This is a genomic window from Streptomyces lavendofoliae (genome assembly GCF_014649735.1).
Taxonomy (GTDB): domain Bacteria; phylum Actinomycetota; class Actinomycetes; order Streptomycetales; family Streptomycetaceae; genus Streptomyces; species Streptomyces lavendofoliae.
Map to the genome: position 1 here is coordinate 78,652 of NZ_BMTP01000001.1, position 22,180 is coordinate 100,831.

21 protein-coding genes and 1 other RNA gene are annotated in these 22,180 nt (G+C 75.5%); 10 read left to right on the forward strand and 12 right to left on the reverse strand.

Translation table 11 applies throughout. From position 1 onward, the window contains the following. Positions 1–16: 16 nt before the first annotated feature. The gene (locus IE109_RS00415; protein WP_189548365.1) at positions 17–943 is read right to left on the reverse strand and encodes an N-acetylmuramoyl-L-alanine amidase; all 927 of its coding nucleotides are present in this window, start codon (positions 941–943) and stop codon (positions 17–19) included. A 32-nt stretch (positions 944–975) separates the two neighbouring features. Further along, positions 976–1,626: a class I SAM-dependent methyltransferase gene (locus IE109_RS00420; protein ID WP_189548366.1), complete on the reverse strand. Its 651-nt coding sequence runs from the start codon at positions 1,624–1,626 to the stop codon at positions 976–978. A gap of 136 nt (positions 1,627–1,762) precedes the next feature. Here IE109_RS00420 and IE109_RS00425 point away from each other — a divergent pair, with 136 nt between their 5' ends. Then, complete coding sequence (locus tag IE109_RS00425) at positions 1,763–3,328, forward strand: MFS transporter (protein WP_229890402.1); 1,566 nt, start codon at positions 1,763–1,765, stop codon at positions 3,326–3,328. Between the two features lie 58 nt (positions 3,329–3,386). After that, positions 3,387–3,608: a hypothetical protein gene (locus IE109_RS00430; RefSeq protein ID WP_189548367.1), complete on the forward strand. Its 222-nt coding sequence runs from the start codon at positions 3,387–3,389 to the stop codon at positions 3,606–3,608. A gap of 816 nt (positions 3,609–4,424) precedes the next feature. Here IE109_RS00430 and IE109_RS00435 read toward each other — a convergent pair. Then, entirely contained in the window at positions 4,425–4,577 is a 153-nt protein-coding gene (locus tag IE109_RS00435) for a hypothetical protein (protein ID WP_189548368.1), read from the reverse strand. Between the two features lie 49 nt (positions 4,578–4,626). Beyond that, positions 4,627–5,868: a hypothetical protein gene (locus IE109_RS00440; RefSeq protein ID WP_189548369.1), complete on the reverse strand. Its 1,242-nt coding sequence runs from the start codon at positions 5,866–5,868 to the stop codon at positions 4,627–4,629. Positions 5,869–6,122: 254 nt separating this feature from the next. On the opposite strand from IE109_RS00440, the gene IE109_RS00445 reads away from it, so the two are divergent. From IE109_RS00445 to IE109_RS00455, 3 genes are read left to right on the forward strand one after another with little or no spacing between them, the layout of a single operon-like run. After that, positions 6,123–6,938, forward strand: a complete 816-nt coding sequence (locus IE109_RS00445) for a Nif3-like dinuclear metal center hexameric protein (RefSeq protein ID WP_189548370.1) — start codon at positions 6,123–6,125, stop codon at positions 6,936–6,938. Then, positions 6,935–7,678, forward strand: a complete 744-nt coding sequence (locus IE109_RS00450; RefSeq protein WP_189548812.1) for a zinc ribbon domain-containing protein — start codon at positions 6,935–6,937, stop codon at positions 7,676–7,678. Before IE109_RS00445 ends, IE109_RS00450 begins: the two co-directional genes overlap by 4 nt. A gap of 8 nt (positions 7,679–7,686) precedes the next feature. After that, positions 7,687–9,069 carry a bifunctional RNase H/acid phosphatase gene (locus IE109_RS00455; RefSeq protein WP_189548371.1) on the forward strand — a complete coding sequence of 461 codons (1,383 nt, stop codon included), beginning with the start codon at positions 7,687–7,689 and terminating at the stop codon, positions 9,067–9,069. Between the two features lie 94 nt (positions 9,070–9,163). On the opposite strand, the gene eda is transcribed toward IE109_RS00455, so the two are convergent. Beyond that, entirely contained in the window at positions 9,164–9,790 is a 627-nt protein-coding gene (gene eda / locus IE109_RS00460) for a bifunctional 4-hydroxy-2-oxoglutarate aldolase/2-dehydro-3-deoxy-phosphogluconate aldolase (RefSeq protein ID WP_189548372.1), read from the reverse strand. A gap of 62 nt (positions 9,791–9,852) precedes the next feature. Further along, positions 9,853–10,617 carry a peroxide stress protein YaaA gene (yaaA, locus tag IE109_RS00465; protein WP_189548373.1) on the reverse strand — a complete coding sequence of 255 codons (765 nt, stop codon included), beginning with the start codon at positions 10,615–10,617 and terminating at the stop codon, positions 9,853–9,855. 289 nt (positions 10,618–10,906) lie between these two features. Here yaaA and IE109_RS00470 point away from each other — a divergent pair, with 289 nt between their 5' ends. Then, positions 10,907–12,349 carry an RNB domain-containing ribonuclease gene (locus IE109_RS00470; protein ID WP_189548374.1) on the forward strand — a complete coding sequence of 481 codons (1,443 nt, stop codon included), beginning with the start codon at positions 10,907–10,909 and terminating at the stop codon, positions 12,347–12,349. Here the strand turns inward: IE109_RS00470 and IE109_RS00475 are convergent. Both IE109_RS00475 and IE109_RS00480 read right to left on the reverse strand, forming a co-directional pair. Further along, positions 12,300–13,130: a hypothetical protein gene (locus IE109_RS00475; RefSeq protein WP_189548375.1), complete on the reverse strand. Its 831-nt coding sequence runs from the start codon at positions 13,128–13,130 to the stop codon at positions 12,300–12,302. The two genes, IE109_RS00470 and IE109_RS00475, sit on opposite strands and share 50 nt — an antisense overlap. Beyond that, positions 13,127–13,918, reverse strand: coding sequence for a MerR family transcriptional regulator (locus IE109_RS00480; RefSeq protein ID WP_189548376.1), 792 nt, complete (start codon positions 13,916–13,918; stop codon positions 13,127–13,129). The genes IE109_RS00475 and IE109_RS00480 overlap by 4 nt, the downstream gene beginning before the upstream one ends. Before the next feature lie 348 nt (positions 13,919–14,266). Here IE109_RS00480 and rnpB point away from each other — a divergent pair. Then, an RNA gene (gene rnpB / locus IE109_RS00485) (RNase P RNA component class A) lies at positions 14,267–14,668 on the forward strand. A gap of 243 nt (positions 14,669–14,911) precedes the next feature. On the opposite strand, the gene IE109_RS00490 is transcribed toward rnpB, so the two are convergent. Further along, a complete protein-coding gene (locus IE109_RS00490; RefSeq protein WP_189548377.1) occupies positions 14,912–15,289 on the reverse strand; it encodes a DUF1304 domain-containing protein in 378 nt (125 codons plus the stop codon). A gap of 157 nt (positions 15,290–15,446) precedes the next feature. On the opposite strand from IE109_RS00490, the gene IE109_RS00495 reads away from it, so the two are divergent. Beyond that, positions 15,447–15,773 (forward strand): nuclear transport factor 2 family protein, encoded by a 327-nt coding sequence (locus IE109_RS00495; protein ID WP_189548378.1) that lies wholly within the window; start codon positions 15,447–15,449, stop codon positions 15,771–15,773. Positions 15,774–15,816: 43 nt separating this feature from the next. Here the strand turns inward: IE109_RS00495 and IE109_RS00500 are convergent, their stop codons facing one another. Continuing rightward, positions 15,817–16,569: an SDR family oxidoreductase gene (locus IE109_RS00500; protein ID WP_189548379.1), complete on the reverse strand. Its 753-nt coding sequence runs from the start codon at positions 16,567–16,569 to the stop codon at positions 15,817–15,819. A 121-nt stretch (positions 16,570–16,690) separates the two neighbouring features. Between IE109_RS00500 and IE109_RS00505 the strand changes: the two genes are divergently transcribed. Beyond that, positions 16,691–18,340, forward strand: a complete 1,650-nt coding sequence (locus tag IE109_RS00505; protein WP_189548380.1) for an alkaline phosphatase D family protein — start codon at positions 16,691–16,693, stop codon at positions 18,338–18,340. On the opposite strand, the gene IE109_RS00510 is transcribed toward IE109_RS00505, so the two are convergent. Beyond that, positions 18,303–19,328: a Gfo/Idh/MocA family protein gene (locus IE109_RS00510; protein WP_189548381.1), complete on the reverse strand. Its 1,026-nt coding sequence runs from the start codon at positions 19,326–19,328 to the stop codon at positions 18,303–18,305. The two genes, IE109_RS00505 and IE109_RS00510, sit on opposite strands and share 38 nt — an antisense overlap. 79 nt (positions 19,329–19,407) lie before the next feature. Here IE109_RS00510 and IE109_RS00515 point away from each other — a divergent pair, with 79 nt between their 5' ends. Beyond that, complete coding sequence (locus IE109_RS00515) at positions 19,408–20,793, forward strand: multidrug effflux MFS transporter (protein ID WP_189548382.1); 1,386 nt, start codon at positions 19,408–19,410, stop codon at positions 20,791–20,793. A gap of 19 nt (positions 20,794–20,812) precedes the next feature. On the opposite strand, the gene IE109_RS00520 is transcribed toward IE109_RS00515, so the two are convergent. Further along, on the reverse strand, positions 20,813–22,129 hold the full coding sequence (locus IE109_RS00520) for a hypothetical protein (RefSeq protein ID WP_189548383.1): 1,317 nt from the start codon (positions 22,127–22,129) through the stop codon (positions 20,813–20,815). Positions 22,130–22,180: the final 51 nt, after the last annotated feature.

The following is a 22,180-nucleotide window of genomic DNA, read 5'->3' on the forward strand; positions in this document are numbered from 1 at the left end:
CTACCGTCCGCCGGGCCTAGCCCCGCAGGTAGGTACGGACGCCGACCGCGATCCCCTGCGCCGCTTTCTGCCGCCATGCCGCGTCTGTCAGCAATGCGACGTCCTTCGGATCACGCATATTGCCGCATTCGATGAAGACTTTGGGCACGGTCGACAGATTCAGTCCGCCCAGATCCTTGCGCACGTCCAACCCGGTACCGCCGCCCACGTAGTTGGCGGGCGCGCTCCCGGTCGCCCGGGCGAACGCCCGCGCGATGTTCTCGCCCAGCGACCGCGACGGGCCGGCGATCCTCGCGGTGTCGGCCGCTCCGCCCTTGACCAGGGCGGGCAGGATCACATGGAAGCCCCGGTTGCCGACGGCCGAGCCGTCCGCGTGGACGGAGACCACGGCGTCGGCCCCGGCGGTGTTCCCGATGCGGGCCCGCTCGTCGATGCACGGGCCGTACGGACGGTCGGCGTCCTGGGTGAGGACCACGGTCGCGCCCTGCTCCCGGAGCAGGACGCGGAGACGGTGTGAAACATCCAGGGTGAATGCGGCCTCCGTGTAACCGGAGTCGGTGGACGTCCCCGTGGTGTCGCATTCCTTGCGGTTCGTTCCGATGTCCACGAGCCGGTTGATCTCGCGGGGGTGCGCGAAGTTCCCCGGGTTGTGACCCGGGTCGATCACCACCGTCCGCCCGGCGAGCGGCGCGGCGCCCGGGGACGCCGTGACGCCGGAGGAGCCCGGCGCGGTGTGACCGGGCGCGGTGGGGCCGGGCGCGGTGGGGCCGGGCGCCGGGCGGGCGCCGGGCGCCGCGTTCTTGGCCGGACCGCTCATCGCCCCCCAAACCAGCCACCCGGCCAGCGCGGTCGACGCCGACACGGCGAGGGTGAGGGCGAGGACGCGGACGGGCTTCGAGCGGCGGGGCGGGCGCGCGGCCGGCGGACTGTCGTCGTGGTGCACAGCGCGATGCTAGGACGTGCCGGGCCGTCAGGTCAGAAACCCGGGCCCGTACGCCGCAGCACGCGCAGCGAGTCCGTCACCGACACCTCGGTGAAGGCGCCCGACGCAAGGGCGCGCAGATAGACGCGGTACGGGGCCTGGCCGCCGTCCGCCGGGTCGGGGAACACGTCGTGCACGACCAGCAGCCCGCCCTCGGCCACGCGCGGCGCCCAGCCCTCGTAGTCGGCCGTCGCGTGCTCGTCGGTGTGGCCGCCGTCGATGAACACCAGGCCCACCTCGCCGGCCCACACCCGGGCGACCTGCGGCGACCGGCCGACGACCGCGATGACGTACTCCTCCAGCCCCGCCTTGTGGAGCGTGCGGCGGAACGTCGGCAGCGTGTCCATCAGGCCGACCTCCGGGTCCACCACCGCCGGGTCGTGGTACTCCCAGCCCGGCTGCTGCTCCTCGCTGCCCCGGTGGTGGTCGACCGTGACGGCCACGGTGCCCGCGGCGCGGGCCGCGTCGGCGAGCAGGATCGTGGAGCGCCCGCAGTACGTGCCGACCTCCAGCAGCGGCAGCCCCAGCCGCCCGGCCTCGGTGGCCGCCGCGTGGAGCGCCAGACCCTCGCGCACCGGCATGAACCCCTTGGCGGCCTCGAAGGCGGCGAGCGTCTCCGGCTTGGGCGCGGCGGGCACGGCCATGGGTTCCTCCTGGTCGGACGTCCGTACTGGGCGGTCACATCGTAGGCGGCCGGTGCCCGGGCACCGTGGCCGGGACTTCCGGCGAAGACCCGTGACCACGTGTACGGAGCGCACCGCACCTGCGACCATGACGCGTATGCCGCAGCCCCGCCCCGACGCCGGCCACGACCGCGACCGCATAGCCCCCGACCCGTCCGCCCCACCCTCCGCCGCCCCGTTCGCCGAATCGTTCGCCGGCCCGTCCGGCACCGGTCCGTCCCCGGCACCCGCCCCGGGCCCGCCCGCCGGTCCGTCCGGCAGCCCGTCCGCCACCGGTCCCTCCCGGCCCGCCGGCCGTACGTGGGCGGTGCTCCTCGCCGCCTGCGCCGGCCAGTTCCTGGTGGTCCTCGACGTCTCCGTGGTCAACGTGGCGCTGCCCTCGATGCGCGCCGACCTCGGCCTGTCGGCGGTCGGGCTCCAGTGGGTGCTCAACACGTACACGATCGCGTTCGCCGGGTTCATGCTGCTGGGCGGCAGGGCGGCGGACCTGTTCGGACGCAAGCGCATGTTCCTGGTCGGCCTCGGGCTGTTCACCGCCGCCTCCGTGGCCGGGGGGCTCGCCGAGGAGGGCTGGCAACTCCTCGGCGCCCGCGCCGTGCAAGGGCTCGGCGCGGCGGTCCTCGCGCCCGCGACGCTCACCATCGTGACCGGCGCCGTCCCCGCCGGACCCGCGCGCACCCGGGCGATCGCGACCTGGTCGGCGGTCGGCGCGGGCGGCGGGGCGGCCGGCGGACTGGTCGGCGGCGTCCTGACGGACCTGCTGTCCTGGCGCTGGGTGCTGCTGATCAACGTGCCGGTCGGCGTCCTGGTGCTCGTCGGCGCCGCGGCGTGGATCCGGGAGAGCCGCACGGACGGCGGACGGCGGCTCGACCTGCCCGGCGCGGTGCTCGTCACGGCCGGTCTCGCGGCGGTGGCGTACGGCATCGTGCAGACCGAGGAGGCCGGCTGGGGCGCGCGGGCGACCCTGCTGCCGCTGCTCGGCGGGGTGGCGCTGCTGGCGGCGTTCGTGGCCGTGGAGGCCCGGACGAAGGCGCCCCTCATGCCGCTCAAGGTGTTCCGCTCCGGAGCCGTGACATCGGCCAACGTGTCGATGGTGGTCAACGGTTCGGCGTCGTTCGCCATGTGGTTCTTCATGACCGTGTACGCCCAGAACGTGCTGGGGTACACCCCGCTGGAGGCCGGCCTGGCCCTCGTACCGAGTTCGATCAGCGTCATCGTCGGCTCGAAACTGGCACCCCGGCTGATGGCGGCCACCGGGGCCCGCAACCTCGCGGTGCTCGGCACGCTGATCGCCGCCACCGGCTTCGGCTGGCAGTCCCTGATGGACGCCCAGGGCTCCTACGTCACCACCATCCTCGGCCCCGGCGTGCTGATGATGGCCGGCACGGGCCTGTCCATCACCCCGCTCGCGGCCCTCGCCACGTCGGGTGCCGCGCCGGGCGACGCGGGCCTGGTCTCGGGCCTGATCAACACGTCGCGGACGATGGGCGGCGCCCTCGGTCTGGCGGTCCTGTCGACGGTCGCCGCGTCGCGGACGGCGGGCGGAGCGGGGCCTGAGGCACTGACGGCCGGGTACGCGCTGGCCTTCCGTACCGGTGCGGGCATCCTGCTGGGTGGCGCCGTGCTGATGCTGCTGTGGCTGCCGCGCCGGACCGAGCCGTAGGTCACGGTCACGGCAGCCCTCTGCCCCAACCGGCCTCCGTGCCGCATACTGGCGGGAAATGACGAACCGATCCGCGCCCCGGCGCCACCTCGCCACCAGTCCCTTCAAAGCCCCCGTCGCCGCACCGATCAAGCACTTCGCGGTAGGGGACCGGGTCTCCCACGACCGGCACGGCCTCGGCACGGTCATCGCCGTCGAGGACCAGATCGCCACCCTGGTCGACTTCGGGTCCCAGAAGGCCCGCATCGTCAGCCCGTACAAGGGCATGGACAAGCTCTGACCGACCGACCCGTTCACTCCGACTGATCCGTCGCAGCGGCGGCGGACGCCCGCCGCGGAGCCGGTCCCGCCCCCGGGACCGTCCGCCGCGGCCGGCCGTGCGTCCGCCGCTCACCGCGCGGCCACGCGACCGGCGACCCCGGGCCGGCCGGGCCCCGGCAAGAAAATCCGTTCCGGCCCTTCCGCGCCCGACGCGGTACGGGGGTGCCCTCCGGCCCGTCGCCGGGCCCCTTCCGCACTTCCACCGCCCGCGCCGTACGGGAGGGCCACGGCCCGCTGAGGCGCGGCATGAGCCCCCTGTCCATCGCCCCGGAGCGGGCGGTCGCGGCCGGGCCCCGTCCGCCGGTATCACCCGGGCCCGCGGGGCGTCCGGCTCCACCACCCTCGGCGTCGGTGCCGCCGCCCCTGCTTGACCGACCCCCCGGGCTTCGGCGCACCCCGGAGTCCCGGCCGCACGCGTCCTGACCGGCTCCGCCACCGTCGCCGGGGCCGGGGCCGGCGCGCTGGGCGGCTGACGACCCCGGCGCCGACGTCGCCCTCGCGGCCGTCCTCCAGGGATCGCGAGCCGTCCGCCCCCACCGGCCCGTCCCCGCGCCCGCCCCCACCGGCCCGTCCCCGCGTCCGCCCGCACCCGCCCGCACCCGCCCCGTGCGCGTCCCCCGCTCGTACCGCACCCGCTCCGCCGGCGCGGGGCGCCGGTGCGGGACCCTCCGGACCCGGGTGGGGGAGTCCGTGCGCGGGCCCGCCCGGCGTACGACGAAGGGGCCGTCCGCCGGGGAGAACCCCCGGCGGACGGCCCCTTCCGGCTGTCGTCCCGTCAGGCCGCGCTGTGGTGCGGGTCCTTGCGGTGGCGGCCGTGCGGCTGCGTCGACAGGTCCTCGGTCGACGCCGCACACCCTCGGTGCTTTCCGGAGCCGCCGGCGTCCCCCTGCGGTCGCCCGTGGGTCGTGTCGGTGCTGGCTTCAGACATGTGGGAAGTCACCCCGTAGTGATCGCTGACGATGTTGCGGCCCGAGAGTCTATCCAGGGCCCGTGCGGCCGGTGAGCGGTGCCTGTTGCAGCGGAACCGGCTTGCACACACCAGGAGTCACCACGGGCCCGGACGGTTCCCCGCCGGCGCGTTCGGGCGCGGCCGATGGTGCGGCCGGACGCGGTACGGGCGCCTCCGGCGCCGTCCCGGCCCGCACACCGCCCGGCTCCCCGGCCCGCCCCGGCCCCTCCGTGCCGGCCCGTGCCGCCTCCACCCGGGCCACGTCCACCCGCGCCAGGCCGCACGGCACCGCACCGGTCGCGTACGGCAGCCGCAGCACCCCCTCCCGGCTCCACAGCCCCGCCCCCGCCACCCAGCCCCGGGGCGCCGGCAACTGGTGCAACCGCCGCCCCGCCGGCCGCCACAGCCCCACCCAGCTGCCCGCCGCCGCGTCGATCCGCACCGCCACGGCGCAGGTCTCCGGGGTCAGCGTCTGCCCCGGCTGCACCGCGAACGGCGTGACCGCGGCGTCGGGGAGCCGCAGACACTCCGGGAAGCGGACCGGCATCATGCTGCCCAGCACCCCCCAGCCCAGCCGGTGGTGGCCCGGTGACGGCGCGTCGGACCGGATGAGCAGCAGCCCGCTGTCCGGGTCCGCCAGCAGCACCCGGTCCTCGCTGCCCTCCGTGATCTGCAGCAACGGTGTCACCTCGCCGCCCCGCTCCAGGTCGACGGCGACCGCCTTCACCGGCCCGCCCTCGTCCTGTCGCCGGTCCAGCGCCAGCATCCGGCCCGTACGGTCCAGCCACGCCCCGCCCCCGCAGCGGCCCTCGACCTCGGCGACGTGCTCGGGGCCGCCCCCGCCGCCACCCGCCACCAGCCAGACGCCCGTCGAGTGCTCCCCGGGCGCCAGCGCGTAGGCGCACGCCCCGTCCGGCGACGGCGGCAGCAGCCGCAGCGACGCCGACTCGATCGCGCCCAGCGGCAGTTCACCGGTCCGCGGCCCCGTCGGGTACAGCAACGAGAAGACGTACCGCCCACCCGTGCGGCGGGCGATCAGCACCCGCCCGTCCACCATCGGAAGCACCTGCGCGTGCGGGTCCTCCGGCTGCGCGGCGGGGAGGGGAACCGCGTACGGCTCCGGCCCGTCCAGCGTCCATCGCTCGGGGAACAGGGCCTCGCCGTCGCCCGCCAGCCGCGCCGCGTAGGCGCCGTTGGCCGCGATGGCGAAACCCGGACGCGACACCGCGCCGTCGTCCTCTGCGGCGGTCTCGATGGCACAGACTGTCATCGACTCGTCACCTCCGGCGACCGAAGCTAGTTTTCGCACTTCCAGCCGAACAATGAGAGCTTCCGCACTTCACCTATAAGGGTGGCGATGTCCGGATTCGCCGGAGAAAGGGGGTGCGATTGTGCTGGCGGAGCCGTCATGGGGGTCCGCTCCCCGCCGGCGCGGTGGGCGGGAGCACGGTCCGGGCGGTCGCGGGGCGGGGCCCGGCGGTCACGGGTACGGGGCCGGAGGGCAGGCCAGGTAGCCTTTCCTCCGTGCCCCGTCTGTCTGAAGTCATCGCCGAGCTCGACGCCCTCTGGCCGCCCGAGCGGGCCGAACAGTGGGACGCCGTCGGCACGGTCTGCGGTGACCCCGACGCCGAGGTCACCCGCGTGCTGTTCGCCGTCGACCCGGTGCAGGAGATCGCCGACGAGGCGATCGCGCTCGGCGCCGACCTGATCGTCACCCACCACCCGCTCTACCTGCGCGGTACGACGACGGTCGCGGCCGGCCACTTCAAGGGACGGGTCGTCCACACGCTGATCAGGAACGACATCGCGCTGCACGTCGCGCACACCAACGCCGACACCGCCGAGCCCGGCGTCTCCGACGCCCTCGCCGGCGCCCTCGACCTGCGCGTCACCGGGCCCCTCGTCCCCGAGAACGGCCTGGGGCGGATCTGCGAGGTGGAGCCGCCCATGACGCTGCGCGCGTTCGCCGCCCGCGCCGCCGAGCGGCTGCCCGCCACCGCGCAGGGCATCCGCGTCGCGGGCGACCTCGACGCCACCGTCCGTACCGTCGCCGTCAGCGGCGGCTCCGGCGACAGCCTCTTCGACGCGGTGCGGGCGGCGGGCGTGGACGCGTTCCTCACCGCCGACCTGCGCCACCACCCGGCCTCCGAGGCCACCCGACACTCACCGCTGGGGCTGGTCGACGCCGCCCACTGGGCCACCGAGTGGCCCTGGTGCGAGCTGGCCGCCGCCCAGCTCGACGAGATTTCCGACCGCCACGGCTGGGACCTGCGGGTCCACGTCTCGAAGACGGTCACCGACCCGTGGTCCCACCACTCTTCTTCTGGAGCCCCCAACTGAACGCCGCGCCCGCCGACCAGATCCGACTCCTCGACGTCCAGGCCCTCGACGTACGCCTGTCGCAGCTCGCCCACAAGCGCAAGTCCCTGCCCGAGCACGCCGAGATCGAGTCGCTGAACAAGGACCTCACCCAGCTGCGGGACCTGCTCGTCGCCGCGCAGACCGAGGAGAGCGACTGCGCCCGCGAGCAGACCAAGGCCGAGCAGGACGTCGACCAGGTGCGCCAGCGTGCCGTCCGCGACCAGCAGCGGCTGGACTCCGGCGCCGTCTCGTCCCCCAGGGACCTGGAGAACCTCCAGAAGGAGCTCGTCTCGCTGGCCAAGCGCCAGGGCGACCTGGAGGACGTCGTCCTGGAGGTCATGGAGCGCCGTGAGTCCGCCCAGGAGCGGGTCGCGGAGCTGACGGAGCGGGTCTCCTCCGTGCAGGCCAAGGTCGACGACGCCGTCGCCCGGCGGGACGCCGCGACGCGGGACCTGGACGGCGAGGCCGCCACCGTCACCAAGGAGCGCGAGCTGGTGGCGGGCTCCGTACCGGCCGACCTGATGAAGCTGTACGAGAAGATCCGCGGCCAGCAGGGCGGGGTCGGCGCGGCACGGCTGTTCCAGCGCCGCTGCGAGGGCTGCCACATCGAGCTGAACATCACCGAGGTGAACGACGTGCGCACGGCGGCGCCCGACACCGTCCTGCGGTGCGAGAACTGCCGCCGCATCCTGGTCCGTACGGCGGAATCGGGCCTGTAATGCCGGACGTGCGGGAACTGGTCGTCGAGGCCGACGGCGGCTCCCGGGGCAACCCGGGGCCGGCGGGTTACGGGGCGGTGGTCCTGGACCCGGTGTCGGGGGAGCCGCTGGCGGAGGCGGCCGAGTACATCGGCGTCGCCACCAACAACGTCGCCGAGTACAAGGGGCTGGTGGCCGGCCTGAAGGCGGCGCGCGAGCTGGCGCCCGACGCGACGATCCGGGTCCGCATGGACTCCAAGCTGGTGGTCGAGCAGATGTCGGGGCGCTGGAAGATCAAGCACCCGGACATGAAGCCGCTGGCGGCCGAGGCGGCCCGGGTCTTCCCGGCGTCCCAGGTGACGTACGAGTGGATCCCGCGCGAGCGGAACAAACACGCCGACCGGCTCGCCAACGAGGCGATGGACGCCGGCAAGCGCGGCGAGCAGTGGCGGCCGTCCACCTCGACGGCGGCCCTCGACGCGGGCGCCCGCCGTGGCGCGGACGCCCCCGACACGGGCGCGGCCCGGGTGGTCGGCGACGCGGCGGCGGGCGCGGCGAAGGCCCGCGCGGCCCTCGCCGGCACGGCACCGGCCGGTGAGGCCGGTTCCCGCGCGACGGCCGTCACCGCGCCCCCGGGGGCGGACGTCGAACCGCCCGCCCCGGCCGGCACCGGAGCCGCCCGTACCGCTCCCGCCGGGGGCGACCCGCTCGGCGACGTGGGCGCCGCGGTGGTCGCCGGCCGTACCGCTCCCGCCGCCCCGCCCGTCGGCTGGGCCGCAGCGGCGGACCTCGGCGCACCGGCCACGTTCGTGCTGCTGCGGCACGGCGAGACCGCGCTCACCCCCGAGAAGCGCTTCTCGGGCAGCGGCGGCAGCGACCCCGACCTCTCCGCGGTGGGCCGGCGGCAGGCCGACGCGGTCGCCGCCGCCCTCGCGGCGCGCGGCACGATCCAGGAGATCGTCACCTCCCCGCTCGCCCGGTGCCGGCAGACCGCCGCGACGGTGGCGGCCCGCCTCGGCCTGGACGTCCACGTCGAGGACGGACTGCGCGAGACGGACTTCGGCGCCTGGGAGGGCCTGACGTTCGCCGAGGTGCGGGAGCGCCACCCCGAGGACCTGGACGCCTGGCTGGCGTCGCCCCAGGCCGCCCCCACGGGCGGGGAGTCCTTCGCGGCGGTCGCGCGCCGGGTCGCGGCGGCCCGTGACCGGCTGACCGCCCGCCACGCGGGCCGTACGGTCCTGCTGGTCACGCACGTCACTCCGATCAAGACCCTGGTCCGCCTGGCGCTGGGCGCCCCGCCGGAGTCCCTGTTCCGCATGGAGCTGTCGGCGGCCTCCCTGTCGGCGGTCGCGTACTACCGCGACGGCAACGCCTCGGTCCGCCTCCTGAACGACACCTCCCACCTGCGGTGACCGGCACGGGCCGGCGGCTCACGGGGGCCGCCGCCCGGCCGGTGGGCGGGTCGGTGTCGGGTTCGCCCGACGAGGCCCGCGGCGGTGGTGTGCGTCAGGTCCGCAGCGCCGACGCCCGGCGGGCCAGCGACTCCACGCGCGCCCAGTCGCGTCGCGCCAGCGCGTCGCCCGGCAGCATCCACGTACCGCCGACGCAGCCAACGTTGGACAGGGCCAGGTAGGACGGCGCGGACGCGGCGGAGATGCCGCCCGTGGGGCAGAAGCGGGCCTGCGGCAGCGGACCGGCCAGTGACGTCAGGTACGCGGTGCCGCCCGCCGCCTCCGCCGGGAAGAACTTCATCTCGCGCACCCCCCGCTCCAGCAGCGCCACGACCTCCGAGGCGGTCGAGACACCCGGCAGGAACGGCACGCCCGAGTCCCGCATCGCGTCCACCAGCCCGCCCGTCCAGCCGGGGCTCACCAGGAACCGGGCCCCCGCGCCCACCGCGTCGGCGACGCCCCGCGCCGAGACGACCGTGCCGGCGCCGACCACCGCGTCCGGCACCTCCGCCGCGATCGCCCGGATCGCGTCGAGCGCCGCCGGGGTCCGCAACGTCACCTCGATCGCCGGGAGCCCGCCCGCCACCAGCGCCCGCGCCAGCGGTACGGCGTCGGCGGCGTCGTCGATGACGACGACGGGCAGGACGCTCGCGTGGTCGAGCGCGGACGGGGCGGGAGTCATGCGGTCATCCTGCCGGTGTACCGCACCCACCGCAACGAGCGTTGCGTAGCGTGCAACGATGCTCAGTGGACCTCGTCCACCAGCACGTCCAGCTTCCCCGTGGCCGGGGTCTCCACCACGTACCCCAGGTCCCCCAGCGCCTCCACCAGCTCACCCGGCGCGGCCGGCACGGCCCCCGCCTCCAGCAGGCTCCGCACGATGCGCCCCTTGGTCGCCTTGTTGAAGTGGCTGACCACCTTCCGCGTCGGGGCGTGCAGCACCCGCACCGTCGCCGTCCGCGCCGCGACCTCGCCCTTCGGCCGCCACGCCGTCGCGTACGCGGCCGACCGCAGGTCCAGGACCAGCCCGTCCCCGGCCGCCTCCGGCATGACCTCCGCCATCGGCGCGCGCCAGTACGCCCCGAGCGCGCCCAGTCCCGGCAGTTTCACGCCCATCGAGCAGCGGTACGACGGGATCCGGTCGTCCACCCGCACCGCGCCCCACAGCCCCGAGAAGACCAGCAGCGAGGCGCGCGCCCGTTCGCGGGCGGCACCCTCCAGCGTCGCCAGTCCCAGCGCGTCGTACAGCACGCCCGTGTAGATCTCCCCGGCCGGCCGCGCCCCCGCCGTCCGCAGCCCCGCGTTCTTCGCCACCTCGCCGCGCAGCCCCTCGCTCAGCCCGAGGACCTCCCGCGCCTTCCCCTCGTCGCCGGCGCACAGCTCGACCAGCTCCTCCAGCACGGCGGCGCGCGCCTCCGCGAGACCCGGCAGCGACAGCGAACCCGGCTCCAGCGGCGCGCCGCTCCCCGATGCGGCCTTTCCTTCCGAGGGCGGCAACAGCACGAGCACGGTGGTTCTCCTTCAGTACGTACGAAACGGGGATGCGGCCCCGCGCCAGCGTACAAAGTGCCGCGACCCCCACCGCGCCGGCGGACGGCGCCCACGACCCGGACACCCGCCCGTGTCCCACACGGCCCGGCCCGTGACCCGGACGCCCGCCCACGAGCAGCACGGCCCCTCGACCCGCGCGGCCCGGCGGCCGGCCCGGGGGCCCGCACCGCGCACGGCCCCGTCGCCGGCGCACGGCGTGACGGCGTACGACGTGCCGGTCCGGGCCCCGCGCCCTTACGCTCGACCCATGCCCCGCCGCCAGATACGTGTGTCCGGCGCGGCCGAGGCGCCCCTGCGGGCCGCCCTCCGCGCGCTGCGTACCGAGCTCGACGTCCCCGGTGACTTCCCGCCCGCCGTCCTCGCCGAGGCCGAGGCCGCCGCACGGGCGCCCCGCCTGCCCGGGCGCGACGCCACCGACCTGCCCTTCCTCACCATCGACCCGCCGGGTTCGACCGACCTCGACCAGGCCATGCACCTCACCCGCCGGGCCCGGGGCGGCTACCGGGTCCACTACGCCATCGCCGACGTCGCCGCCTTCGTCACCCCCGGCGGCGCGATCGACACCGAGGCGCACCGCCGCGTCCAGACGCTCTACTTCCCCGACGGCCGGGTGCCCCTCCACCCCGCCGTCCTCTCCGAGGGCGCCGCCAGCCTCCTCCCGGACCGGACCGTCCCCGCCCTGCTGTGGCGCATCGACCTGGACGCCGACGGCCGCCGCGTCGCCACCGACGTCCACCGCGCCCTCGTCCGCAGCCGGGCCCGGCTGGACTACGAGGGCGTGCAGCGCCGGCTCGACGCGGGCACCGCCGAGGAGCCGCTCGCCCTGTTGCGCGAGATCGGCACCCTGAGGGAACGGCTGGAGGCCGAACGCGGCGGGATCTCCCTGAACGTCCCCGAGCAGGAGGTCGTCGAACGCGACGGCCGCTACCACCTGGAGTACCGCGCGCCCCGCCCCGCCGACGCCTGGAACGCACAGATCTCCCTGCTCACCGGCATGGCCGCCGCCGACCTGATGACCGCCGCCGGCACCGGCGTCCTCCGCACCCTGCCGACCGCCCCGGACGGCGCCGTCGGCCGGCTGCGGCGCTCCGCCGAGGCGCTCGGCGTCCCGTGGCCGCACCACGTCTCGTACGCGGCCCTCGTCCGCACCCTCGACCCGAGCGACACCCGCAACGCCGCCTTCCTCCAGGACTGCACCACCCTCCTGCGCGGCGCCGGTTACACCGTCTTCACCGACGGGGACACCCCCGTCCCGGCCGTCCACGCCGCCGTCGCCGACGAGTACACGCACTGCACCGCCCCGCTGCGGCGCCTCGTCGACCGGTACGCGGGCGAGCTGTGCGTGGCCGCGGTGGCCGGGGAGGAGCCGCCGGACTGGGTGCGGGCCGCGCTGCCGGAGCTCCCGCGGCGGATGGCGGAGGGCTCCCGCCGGGCGGGCGCGGTCGAGCGCGAGAGCGTCGACATCGTGGAGGCGGCGCTGCTGGCGGACCGGGTGGGGGAGATCTTCGACGCGTACGTCGTCGACGTCCGCGAGAAGGACCCGACGGTCGGCACGGTCCACCTGGACGAGCCCGCGGTGGTGGCCCGCGTCGAGGGCGGCACCCGGCCGCTGCCCCTCGGCGAACGCCTGCGGGTACGGCTCACCCAGGCCGACCCGGGGCGGGCGAAGGCGCTGTTCGCGCCCGTGTGAGGGCCTGCCCGAGCGCCTCCGCCAGCGCCCGCGCGGCATCGGCGTGGCACCGCACGAGGCGTACCGGGTACGGCCCGCCGAGCAGCCGCACGGCCGTGACGGGCTCGCTCAGCTCGACGGTGAGGGACGTCTGCGAGGCGACGGCCAGGTTCAGCACGCCCTCCTCCCTCTCGTGCGAGAACCGGAGTTCGCGCCGGACCGCGGCGATCCGCTCCAGCGGTATCGCCAGGTCCGTGTGCGCCCCCTGCCGCACCCGCAGCACGGCCCCGTCCAGCAGATGCGGCCGGGTGACGGACGCGGCGTGCAGCCCCAGCACGAACAGCACCGTGTACACGTCCAGCACCAGCACCACCGCGTGCACCACCGGCCACGACGCCAGCAGGTACGACATGCCGACCGTCTCCACCACGCACACGAAGGCGAACCCGTACAGGTACGCGGCCTGATCCCGCGCGTGCCCGAACGCCCGTGTGCCCGGCCGCCCGGCCCCGTCCGGCCGCCGCGCCGCCCACCGCACCAGGCTCACCATCAGCCGCAGCTCGTGCCCCAGCAGCCGGGCGACCGGCTCCGGCACCAGCGCGCGCACCGCCGCCCGGCGGCCGAGCCCCCGACGCCGCAGCCGTACGTAGAGCACCGCCTCCGCGCCCAGCAGGGCGACCACCGCGGCCTCCGCCCCGAGCAGCACGGCCGCCGGTATCCGCACCCCAGCCACCAGGCACACGGCGAGCACCACCTCGGCGGGCAGCAGCGCGTACGCCGCCGCCCGGACCGCCCGCCTCACCGCGCACGCTCCGCCGCGATCCGCAGCGCCCGCCGGACGACCTCCGCCTGCGCGGGCGAGAAGTCCGCGAAGAACACCCCGGTGAACGCCCCGCCGTCCGGGCCGTCGTCCAGGCCATCCAGGTCGTGCGGCACCACGTCGTCGGGCAGCAGCCCGGCCAGCGCCCGCGCGGTCTCCTCCACCCGTACGTCATCGGCGGGCGCGTCCGCCAGCGCGTCGAGCCGCGCGTACACCTCGTACGCCCGCTCCATCGCACCGGGCGCCCGGGCCATCTCCCGCAGGGAGCCCAGCAGCCGGGCCCCCTCCGCCTCCGGGACCACCGTCTCCAGCAGGGCGAGCACCTCACGGTCGCGTGCCGCCATCGCCGGCTCCGGCCCGGGCAGCGCGGCCGAGGCCGTGGCCATCTCCCCGAACAGCTCCGCAAGCCCCGGCGACACCGGCCCCTCCACGGGCAGCCGCCCCGCCCGCGCCTGTTCCAGCAGCACCCCGAGCCGTTCCCGGCGGGCCCCGATCTCCTCCTGCTGCCGCGCCAGGTCGGCGTCCAGCTCCTCCAGCACGTCGACCAGCTCCCGCCCCGCGTCGTCCGCCAGCACGTCCCGCACCTCGTCCAGCCCGAGTCCCAGCTCGGTCAGCCGCCTGACCCGCGCCAGCAGCACGGCGTCGCGCAGGGAGTAGTCCCGGTAGCCGTTGGCCCGCCGCCGGGGCTCGGGCAGCAGCCCGATGTGGTGGTAGTGGCGTACCGCCCGCGCCGTGACGCCGACGAGGCCGGCGATCTCTCCGATCCGCATGACACCAGTAGAGACGTTGACGTCGCGGCAGGGTCAACCGCAGTCACGCGCCCCTCTTCGATCATGTGCCTCGGACCAGGGAACGACTCCCGTCTCGCGGACAGGCGGCCCGGCGATGTCCCAGCCCGACGAGCGACCGAGGAAGGGGCGTGGCATGACCGCCATGCCGTAGCTGTCCCAGGAGTCACGTCATCCCCGACGGCACCTTCGGCCGAGCTCCGTCCGTCTCGGGGCACCGAGTCCTGGAGGCCGTGCGAGGTACTCCTGGTCGGGTTCGATCCGGAGACCGCCGACTTCCTGTGAGGCCGGGGCGTGCCCGGCGGCGGGTACCATGGTCGGCACGGCAGACGAGCCGGGCGGACGGCCGCGTGGAGACCCTTCGGGGACCTCCCCGAGGAACGTCCGGGCTCCACAGGGCAGGGTGGTGGCTAACGGCCACCCGGGGTGACCCGCGGGACAGTGCCACAGAAAACAGACCGCCGGGGACCTCGGTCCTCGGTAAGGGTGAAACGGTGGTGTAAGAGACCACCAGTGCCCAGGGTGACCTGGGCAGCTAGGTAAACCCCACCCGGAGCAAGGTCAAAAGGGGACACCCCGGTGTCCCTGCGCGGACGCTTGAGGGCTGCCCGCCCGAGTCCGCGGGTAGACCGCACGAGGCCGGTGGCAACACCGGTCCTAGATGGATGGCCGTCGCCCCGACGACCGCGAGGTCCCGGGGCACAGAACCCGGCGTACAGCCCGACTCGTCTGCCCCTCGGCCCCGGCCCTCCGGGGGGCGCCCGGGGCGTCCGTCCCGACTCGTCCGTTTCCGGTGATGCGGTGACGAGTCCGGTATGGACCACACGCCTCAGGTCACCGTCGTCACCGTCGTCACCGTCGAACGGCGCATCGGCGCCCCGCGCGACCGGGTCCGGGAGGCGCTCACCGATCGGAGGTGACCGTGCGGGCGACGGGTCCGGGGGAGACCCTGGTCCGGACGGCGCCGGACGGCGCCTAGGCGGCCAGGTCGGCGACCAGGACCACCAGGGGCGGAACCGCCTGCCCCAGGGAGCCGCGCCACAGCCGGGGGTCGGAGACGAACAGCATGATCCCGCCCCCGATCATGAACGCGCAGACGTAGACGACCAGCGCGCGACCGGTCGCCACGTGCCCCAGGCGCAGTGCGACGAAGCCGGCGACCAGGCCCAGCGCCAGGAACAGGTTGTAGAACCCGACGTTGAACCGCCACAGCCGGACCTCCGGCGCGTCCGCCGTGCTGCCGGTGAGGAAGACGCGCACCCACGGCCGCCCGTAGAGGAAACTCTCCAGCGGCCACACGAAGACGTGGACCGCTGCGGCGATCAGGACGAAGACCTGGCTGACGGCGTTCACGCGGCCGATGCTCCGCCCAGGGCGGTGTCCCGGCCGGTTCGGACACGGCGGGTTCACCCGTACGGGCGGGGTGGCCGGGTGGGGCGCGCGGGGAGCGGGGTACGGAGGTGTACGGCCGGGGCGCCGCGCTTCCCGTGCCCATACCGAAGGAGACACCGTGACCATCCCCGTGGACCAGCTCACCGACCCCGCCGTACGCGCGTTCGTCGCCGCCGTCAACGCCGGCGACCGTGCCGCGTTCGCCGGCGTGCTCGCGCCCGGCGCCACCATGTCCGACGACGGCTCCGACCGGGACCTCGACCAGTGGGCCGAGAAGGAGATCTTCTCCTCGGGCGGACACATGGACGTCGAGTCGGAGCAGGCGGACGGCCGCGCCCTCGTCGTGCGCTACCGCAACGACACCTGGGGCGAGATGCGGACGGCGTGGCGGTTCCTGGTGGGCGACGACGGGAAGGTCACCCGCTTCGAGACGGGCCAGGCCTGACACCGCCCCGGCGGCCCGCGGCGGCCGGGGGCGGGGGAGGGGATCAGCCGCGGCCGATGTAGGGCATGGTCGTGGCCATGACGGTCGCGAACTGGACGTTCGCCTCCAGGGGCAGGGCCGCCATGTGCGCGACCGTGCGGGCCACGTCCGCCGCGTCCATCACCGGCTCCACCGCGCGTTCGCCGTTGGCCTGGAGGATGCCGGTCTCCATGCGGCGGGTCATGTCCGTCGCCGCGTTGCCGATGTCGATCTGGCCGCAGGCGATGCGGTGGGGGCGGCCGTCCAGGGACAGTGACTTCGTCAGTCCCGTCATCGCGTGCTTGGTCGCCGTGTAGGCGACCGAGTGCGGCCGTGGCACGTGCGCCGAGATGGAGCCGTTGTTGATGATCCGGCCGCCCTGCGGCGACTGGTCCTTCATCTGCCGGTAGGCCGCCTGGGCGCAGAGGAACGCGCCGGTCAGGTTGACGTCCACGACCGCACGCCACGTCTCGGGGTCCAGGTCCTCGACCGGCGTCCCGCCGCCCGCGAAGGTCCCCGCGTTGTTGAACAGCAGGTCGACCCGCCCGAAGCGGTCCCGGACGGCCTCGAACAGGGCCGTCACCGCCGTCGTCGACGTCACGTCGGTGGGGACGCAGAGGGCGTCCGCGCCGGCCAGCGCCGCCGTCTCCCGCAAGGGCTCCGCCCGCCGCCCCGCCAGGGCCAGGGACCAGCCGTCCTCCGCCAGCGCGAGCGCCACGCTCCGGCCGATGCCCGAACCGGCCCCCGTCACCACCGCGATCCTCCGTACACCGCTCATGGGGCCGCAGCGTACGGGAGAGTCCGGCACGCGGAACTCACGCGGCCGACATGTGGATGTTGTGTACCCGACAACCGGTACGGCTGGGATGCTCCGGACACACACCACCAGGGGAGGGCCCATGACGTCCGCAGACCGTGCCGGCGCCCGGCGGGAAGCCGAGCACGCACCCGAACTCCGCGCCGCCGCACGCCACATCGGCCGCCGCGGCCTCCTCACCGCCACCGGGGCCGCCGCCGCCCTCGCCTTCTCGGTGAACCTCCCGGGCACCGCCCACGCGGCCGAGGCCGACGCCCGCCGCATCGGCGAGGACCCCTTCACCCTGGGCGTGGCATCGGGCGACCCGCTGCCCGGCTCCGTCCTGCTGTGGACCCGCCTCGCGCCCCGCCCGTACGAGCCCGGCAGCGGCCTGCCCAGGGCCCGCTTCCAGGTCCGCTGGGAGCTCGCCCACGACGCCCGGTTCACCCGGATCGTCAGACGCGGCCAGGCCACCGCGCACCCGGAACTCGACCACAGCGTCCACGTCGAGGTGCCCGGCCTCGACCCCGACCGCGTCTACCACTACCGGTTCCGCGCCGGCGCCTGGGTCAGCCCCGCCGGCCGCACCCGCACCGCCCCGCGCCCCGGCGCCCGCGTCGGCGAGCTGAGACTGGCCGCCGTCTCCTGCCAGGCGTACCACGACGGGTACTTCACCGCCTACCGGCACCTCGCCGACGAGGACCTCGACGCCGTCTTCCACCTCGGCGACTACCTGTACGAGTACGCCGTCAACGCCACCGGCGGGGCCCGCGCCTACACCGACCGCCGGCTGCCCGCCCACTTCAACCGCGAGACCGTCACGCTGGAGGACTACCGGCTGCGCTACGGCCTGTACAAGTCCGATCCGGACCTGAAGGCCGCGCACGCGGCCCATCCCTTCGTCGTGACGTGGGACGACCACGAGACGGAGAACAACTACGCGGGCGGCACCCCGGAGAACGACGTACCGCCCGAGGAGTTCCTGCTGCGCCGCGCCGCCGCGTACCGCGCCTACTGGGAGAACCAGCCGCTGCGCGCCCCGCAGCGGCCGGCCGGTCCCGACATGCGGCTGTACCGGCGGCTGCGGTTCGGCCGGCTCGCGCAGTTCGACATCCTCGACACCCGCCAGTACCGCTCCGACCAGGCGTACGGGGACGGCTGGCAGACGCCCGGCCCCCAGTCCGAGGACCCCTCGCGTACCATGATCGGCGCCACCCAGGAGCGCTGGCTGCTCGACGGGTGGAAGGACGCGGCCACCACCTGGAACGTCGTCCCCCAGCAGGTGACCTTCGCCCAGCGGCGCAACGTCCCCACCCCGGACTTCAAGCTCTCCATGGACGCCTGGGACGGCTACCCCGCCTCCCGCGCGCGGGTCCTGGAGGGCGCGGCGGCCGCCGGGATCGAGAACCTCGTCGTCCTGACCGGTGACGTCCACGTCGGGTACGCCTTCGACCTCAAGGCCGACTTCGACGACCCGGCCTCCCGGACCGTTGGCACCGAGATCGTCGCCACGTCGGTCACCAGCGGCAAGGACGGCGCCGACAAGCCGGCCAACTGGGACAACCTCACCCGCGCCAACCCGCACCTGAGGTTCTACAACGGGCGGCGCGGCTACGTGAGGGTCACCCTGACCGGCGAGCGGGCGCGCGCCGACTACCGGACGGTGGCCGCCGTGACGACGCCGGGCGCGCCGGTCACCACGGCGGCCTCGTTCGTCACCGAGGCCGGCGACCCGGGCCTCGAGCCGGTGTGACCCGGTCGTCGGCCGGGTAGCGGACGCCGACGCGGTCCCGTACCGCGTCGAGCGTCCGCATCACGGCCAGGGTGCCGTCCAGCGGCACCAGCGGCGACTCCGTCTCACCCGCCCGCAGGCAGCGCATCACCTCCGCCGCCTCGTGCTGGAGGCTGTCCCGCCGCCCGGGCACGGTGAACTCCTCCGGCTCGCTCCCCTCCCGGTGCAGCACGAACCCCTCCGGGTGGAAGAAGCCGCGCGGGAACTCGATCCGCCCCTTCGTCCCCGACACGCTCGCGGTCAGCGGCGTGTCCGCCACGAGCGAGCACGACAGCGACGCCGTCGCCCCCGAGTCCCAGCCCAGCAGCATCCCGGTGTTCAGGTCCACGCCCTCCGGCGACAGCAACGCGTCCGCCTGCACGCGGTCCGGCTCGCCCAGCAGCAGTTGCGCGAACGACACCGGATAGACCCCCAGGTCGAGCAGCGCGCCGCCGCCCACCGCCGGGTCGCGCAGCCGGTGCCCGGGGTCGGCGGGCCCCACCAGCCCGAAGTCGGCGTGGACCGACCGGATCTCACCGACCGCCCCGTCCCGCACCAGCTCCACCATCCGCCGCACGACCGGCCCGCAGTACATCCACATGGCCTCCATCAGGAACAGCCCGCGCTCCCGGGCGAGTGCCACGAGCTCCCCGGCCTCGCGCGCGTTCAGCGTGAACGGCTTCTCGCACAGCACCGCCCGGCCCGCCTCCAGGCTCAGCCCGGCGGCCTCCCGGTGCGCCGAGTGCGGCGTCGCCACGTACACGACGTCCACGCCGTCGTCCGCGGCGAGCTCCGCCCAGCTCCCGTACGCCCTGGGTATCCCGAACCGCTCGGCGAACGCCTCCGCCGACGCGGCGGTACGGGAGGCGACGGCCACCACCTCCGCGTCGGGCATGTCCAGCAGGTCGGTCGTGAAGGCCGCCGCCATGCCTCCCGTCGCCAGCACGCCCCATCGCACGGTCCCGCCCATACCCAGCCCCCAAATTGAGGTTTCAACCATCGCTGACGAGCTGAGAGCATAGGCGCGGCCCCGACCACCAGGAGATGAGATGCCGGAAAGCGGCCCGAGCACACCAGGACACATACCGACCGAGCACCCGAAGGCCGCGCCCCCGGCCCCCGCCGCGCCCGTCGACCGGCCCGGCCCCACGGCCGCCGCCCCCGCCGCGGCCCCCGGCACCGCGCCGGCCCCCGGCACCGCGCCGGCCGCCACACGGCGGGCGGGGCTGCTGGTCACGCTGGTGCTCGGCGGGCTCACCGCGCTCCCGCCGCTGTCCATGGACATGTACCTCCCGGCCCTGCCGGAGGTCACCCAGGCACTGCGCGCCCCCGCCGCCACCGTCCAGCTGACCCTGACCGCCTGCCTCGCCGGCATGGCGCTCGGCCAGCTGGTGGTCGGCCCCATGAGCGACCGGTGGGGGCGCCGCCGCCCCCTGCTCGTGGGCATGCTCGTGTACATCGCCGCCACCGCCGTGTGCGCCCTGGCTCCGAGCCCCGAACTGCTCATCGCCTTCCGGCTGCTCCAGGGGCTCGCGGGCGCGGCCGGGATCGTGATCGCCCGGGCGGTGGTGCGCGACCTGTACGACGGGGTCGAGATGGCTCGGTTCTTCTCCACCCTCATGCTGATCTCCGGTGCGGCCCCGATCGTCGCCCCGCTCATCGGCGGCCAGATCCTCCGGGTGACCGACTGGCGCGGGGTCTTCTACGCCCTCACCGTGGTGGGCGTCCTGCTCACCCTCGTCGTCTGGAAGTGGCTCGGGGAGACCCTGCCGCCCGCCCGGCGGCACGGCGGCGGGGTCGGCGAGGCGCTGCGGACGATGCGGGGGCTGCTCGCCGACCGGGTGTTCTCCGGCTACATGCTCGCGGGCGGGCTCGCCTTCGCCGCCCTCTTCGCGTACATCTCGGCCAGCCCGTTCGTGGTGCAGGAGATCTACGGCGCCTCGCCGCAGACCTTCAGCCTGCTGTTCGGTGTCAACTCCGTCGGGCTCGTCGCGGTCGGCCAGATCAACGGCAAGCTGCTGGTGGGACGCGTCAGCATGGACAAGGTGCTCGGCTTCGGTCTGGCGACGATCACCCTGGCGTCCGCCGCGCTGCTGCTGATGACGAGCGGCGCCCTCGGCGAGGTGGGGCTGGTGCCGGTGTCGGCCGGCCTGTTCGTGCTGATGTCGGCGATGGGCCTGGCGCTGCCCAACACCAACGCGCAGGCCCTGATGCGCACCCCGCACGCGGCCGGTTCGGCCTCCGCGCTGCTGGGCACCTCCTCGTTCCTGGTCGGCGCGGTGGCCTCCCCGCTCGTGGGCATCGCGGGCGAGGCGACGGCGGTCCCGATGGCCGTGGTGCAGCTGGTGTGCGCGCTGGGCGCGGTCGCCTGCTTCCTGGGCCTGTGCCGCCCGTGGCGGCAGCGGCGGCAGGACCCCCGGCCGCGCCCGGAGTGACCGCCCGCCGGCCGGACGGTCAGCGGCGCCGGGGGTGACCCGTCAGGTGGACGCGGTCCCGCGCGTCCGTCCAGCGGAAGACGCCGACCCCGGCCACCTCCGCCACCGGCAGCCGCACGTTCGGCGCGAGCGCCTCGGGGTCCCCGGTCGCGAGGTCGACCGCGACCGGGTCGCCCCCGCCGTTCAGCGCGTCCACCGCCCCGCGGGCCGCGCTCGCGCCGTACGCCACGCCCGCGTCCGAGACGGTGGTCAGCGTCAGCGGCTTCGAACCGTCCGCCTCCTCGAAGCAGCGGCCGGTCCGGGCGTGGAGGTCGAACGCGAGGCTCCCCGCGATCAGGTACCGCCCGCCCGGCGACACCACCGCCTGCGGGTACTCGCCCGGTTCGATCGCCGGCCTGCGGCACTCCGCCTTCACCAGCGGCCGGCCCGTCCCCGACTCGTGGACCGCCCAGATGTCGTGGGTGGCCGCCCGCGCCGTGCCCTTCGCGCCCCGCCACCGGGCCAGGACGTGGCCGGACGTCAGCGACGCGGGCACCCCGCTCGCCGGGTCCGCGCCGGCGGGCGCCCGGTCGCGGCCGGCCCAGCCGCCCGGCACCCAGAACCCGCGCGCGCCGCTCACCAGCAGCCCCTTGGGCGTGACCCCGCGTACGGCGGTCAGCCGCCGGCAGTCGGCGCAGCCCTTGGGGTAGCCCAGGCGCTGCGGCGCGAGGGTGCTCACCTCGCCGGTGTCCGGGGCGACGACCGCGCTCCGTGCCCGCCCGTCGCTGATCAGCACGCCGGGCCCGGTGCCGGTCACTATCGGCACGTCGGCCCAGGGCACCTCCACCCGCCGGCGGGTGCCGTCGGCCGCGTCGTACAGGTCCAGGGACACGAGGCTGTCGGCCGTCGTCAGCGGGTCGCCACCGGTCCTTCCGTACGACCAGGTGACGAGGAACCCCCGGCCGTCCTTGGCCGGGGCCAGCAGGCCGGGGACGGCCGCCGGGTCGCCGAGCGGGCGCCAGGCCGGGCCCGTCCAGCCGGGGCGGCCGGTGCGCGCGTCGAGGGTGCGCAGGCGGTACCGGCTGCCGTCGACGCGCTCCAGGTACGCGACCAGGCCGCTGCCGGGGACGGTGACGAAGTCGGGTGACGGGCCGGTGACCTCCCAGCCGCGCGAGGTGTCGTACGCGTCGGGGACGGTGAGCCGGGTGACCGGGGCCGTGCCCCCGGCCGTGGACCGGGCGGCGCCCCGCGAGGGGGCGGCGCGCTCCTCGCCGGAGCCGCAGCCGGCGAGCAGGGCCAGTGACGCGAGGACGGTCGCGCCGGCCGCCAGCGCCCTGCCCGTGATCCTGTGCCCCATGGTCCCTGGTCCCCCCACCCCGGCCGACGGGCGGCCAGCGTAGCAACTGCC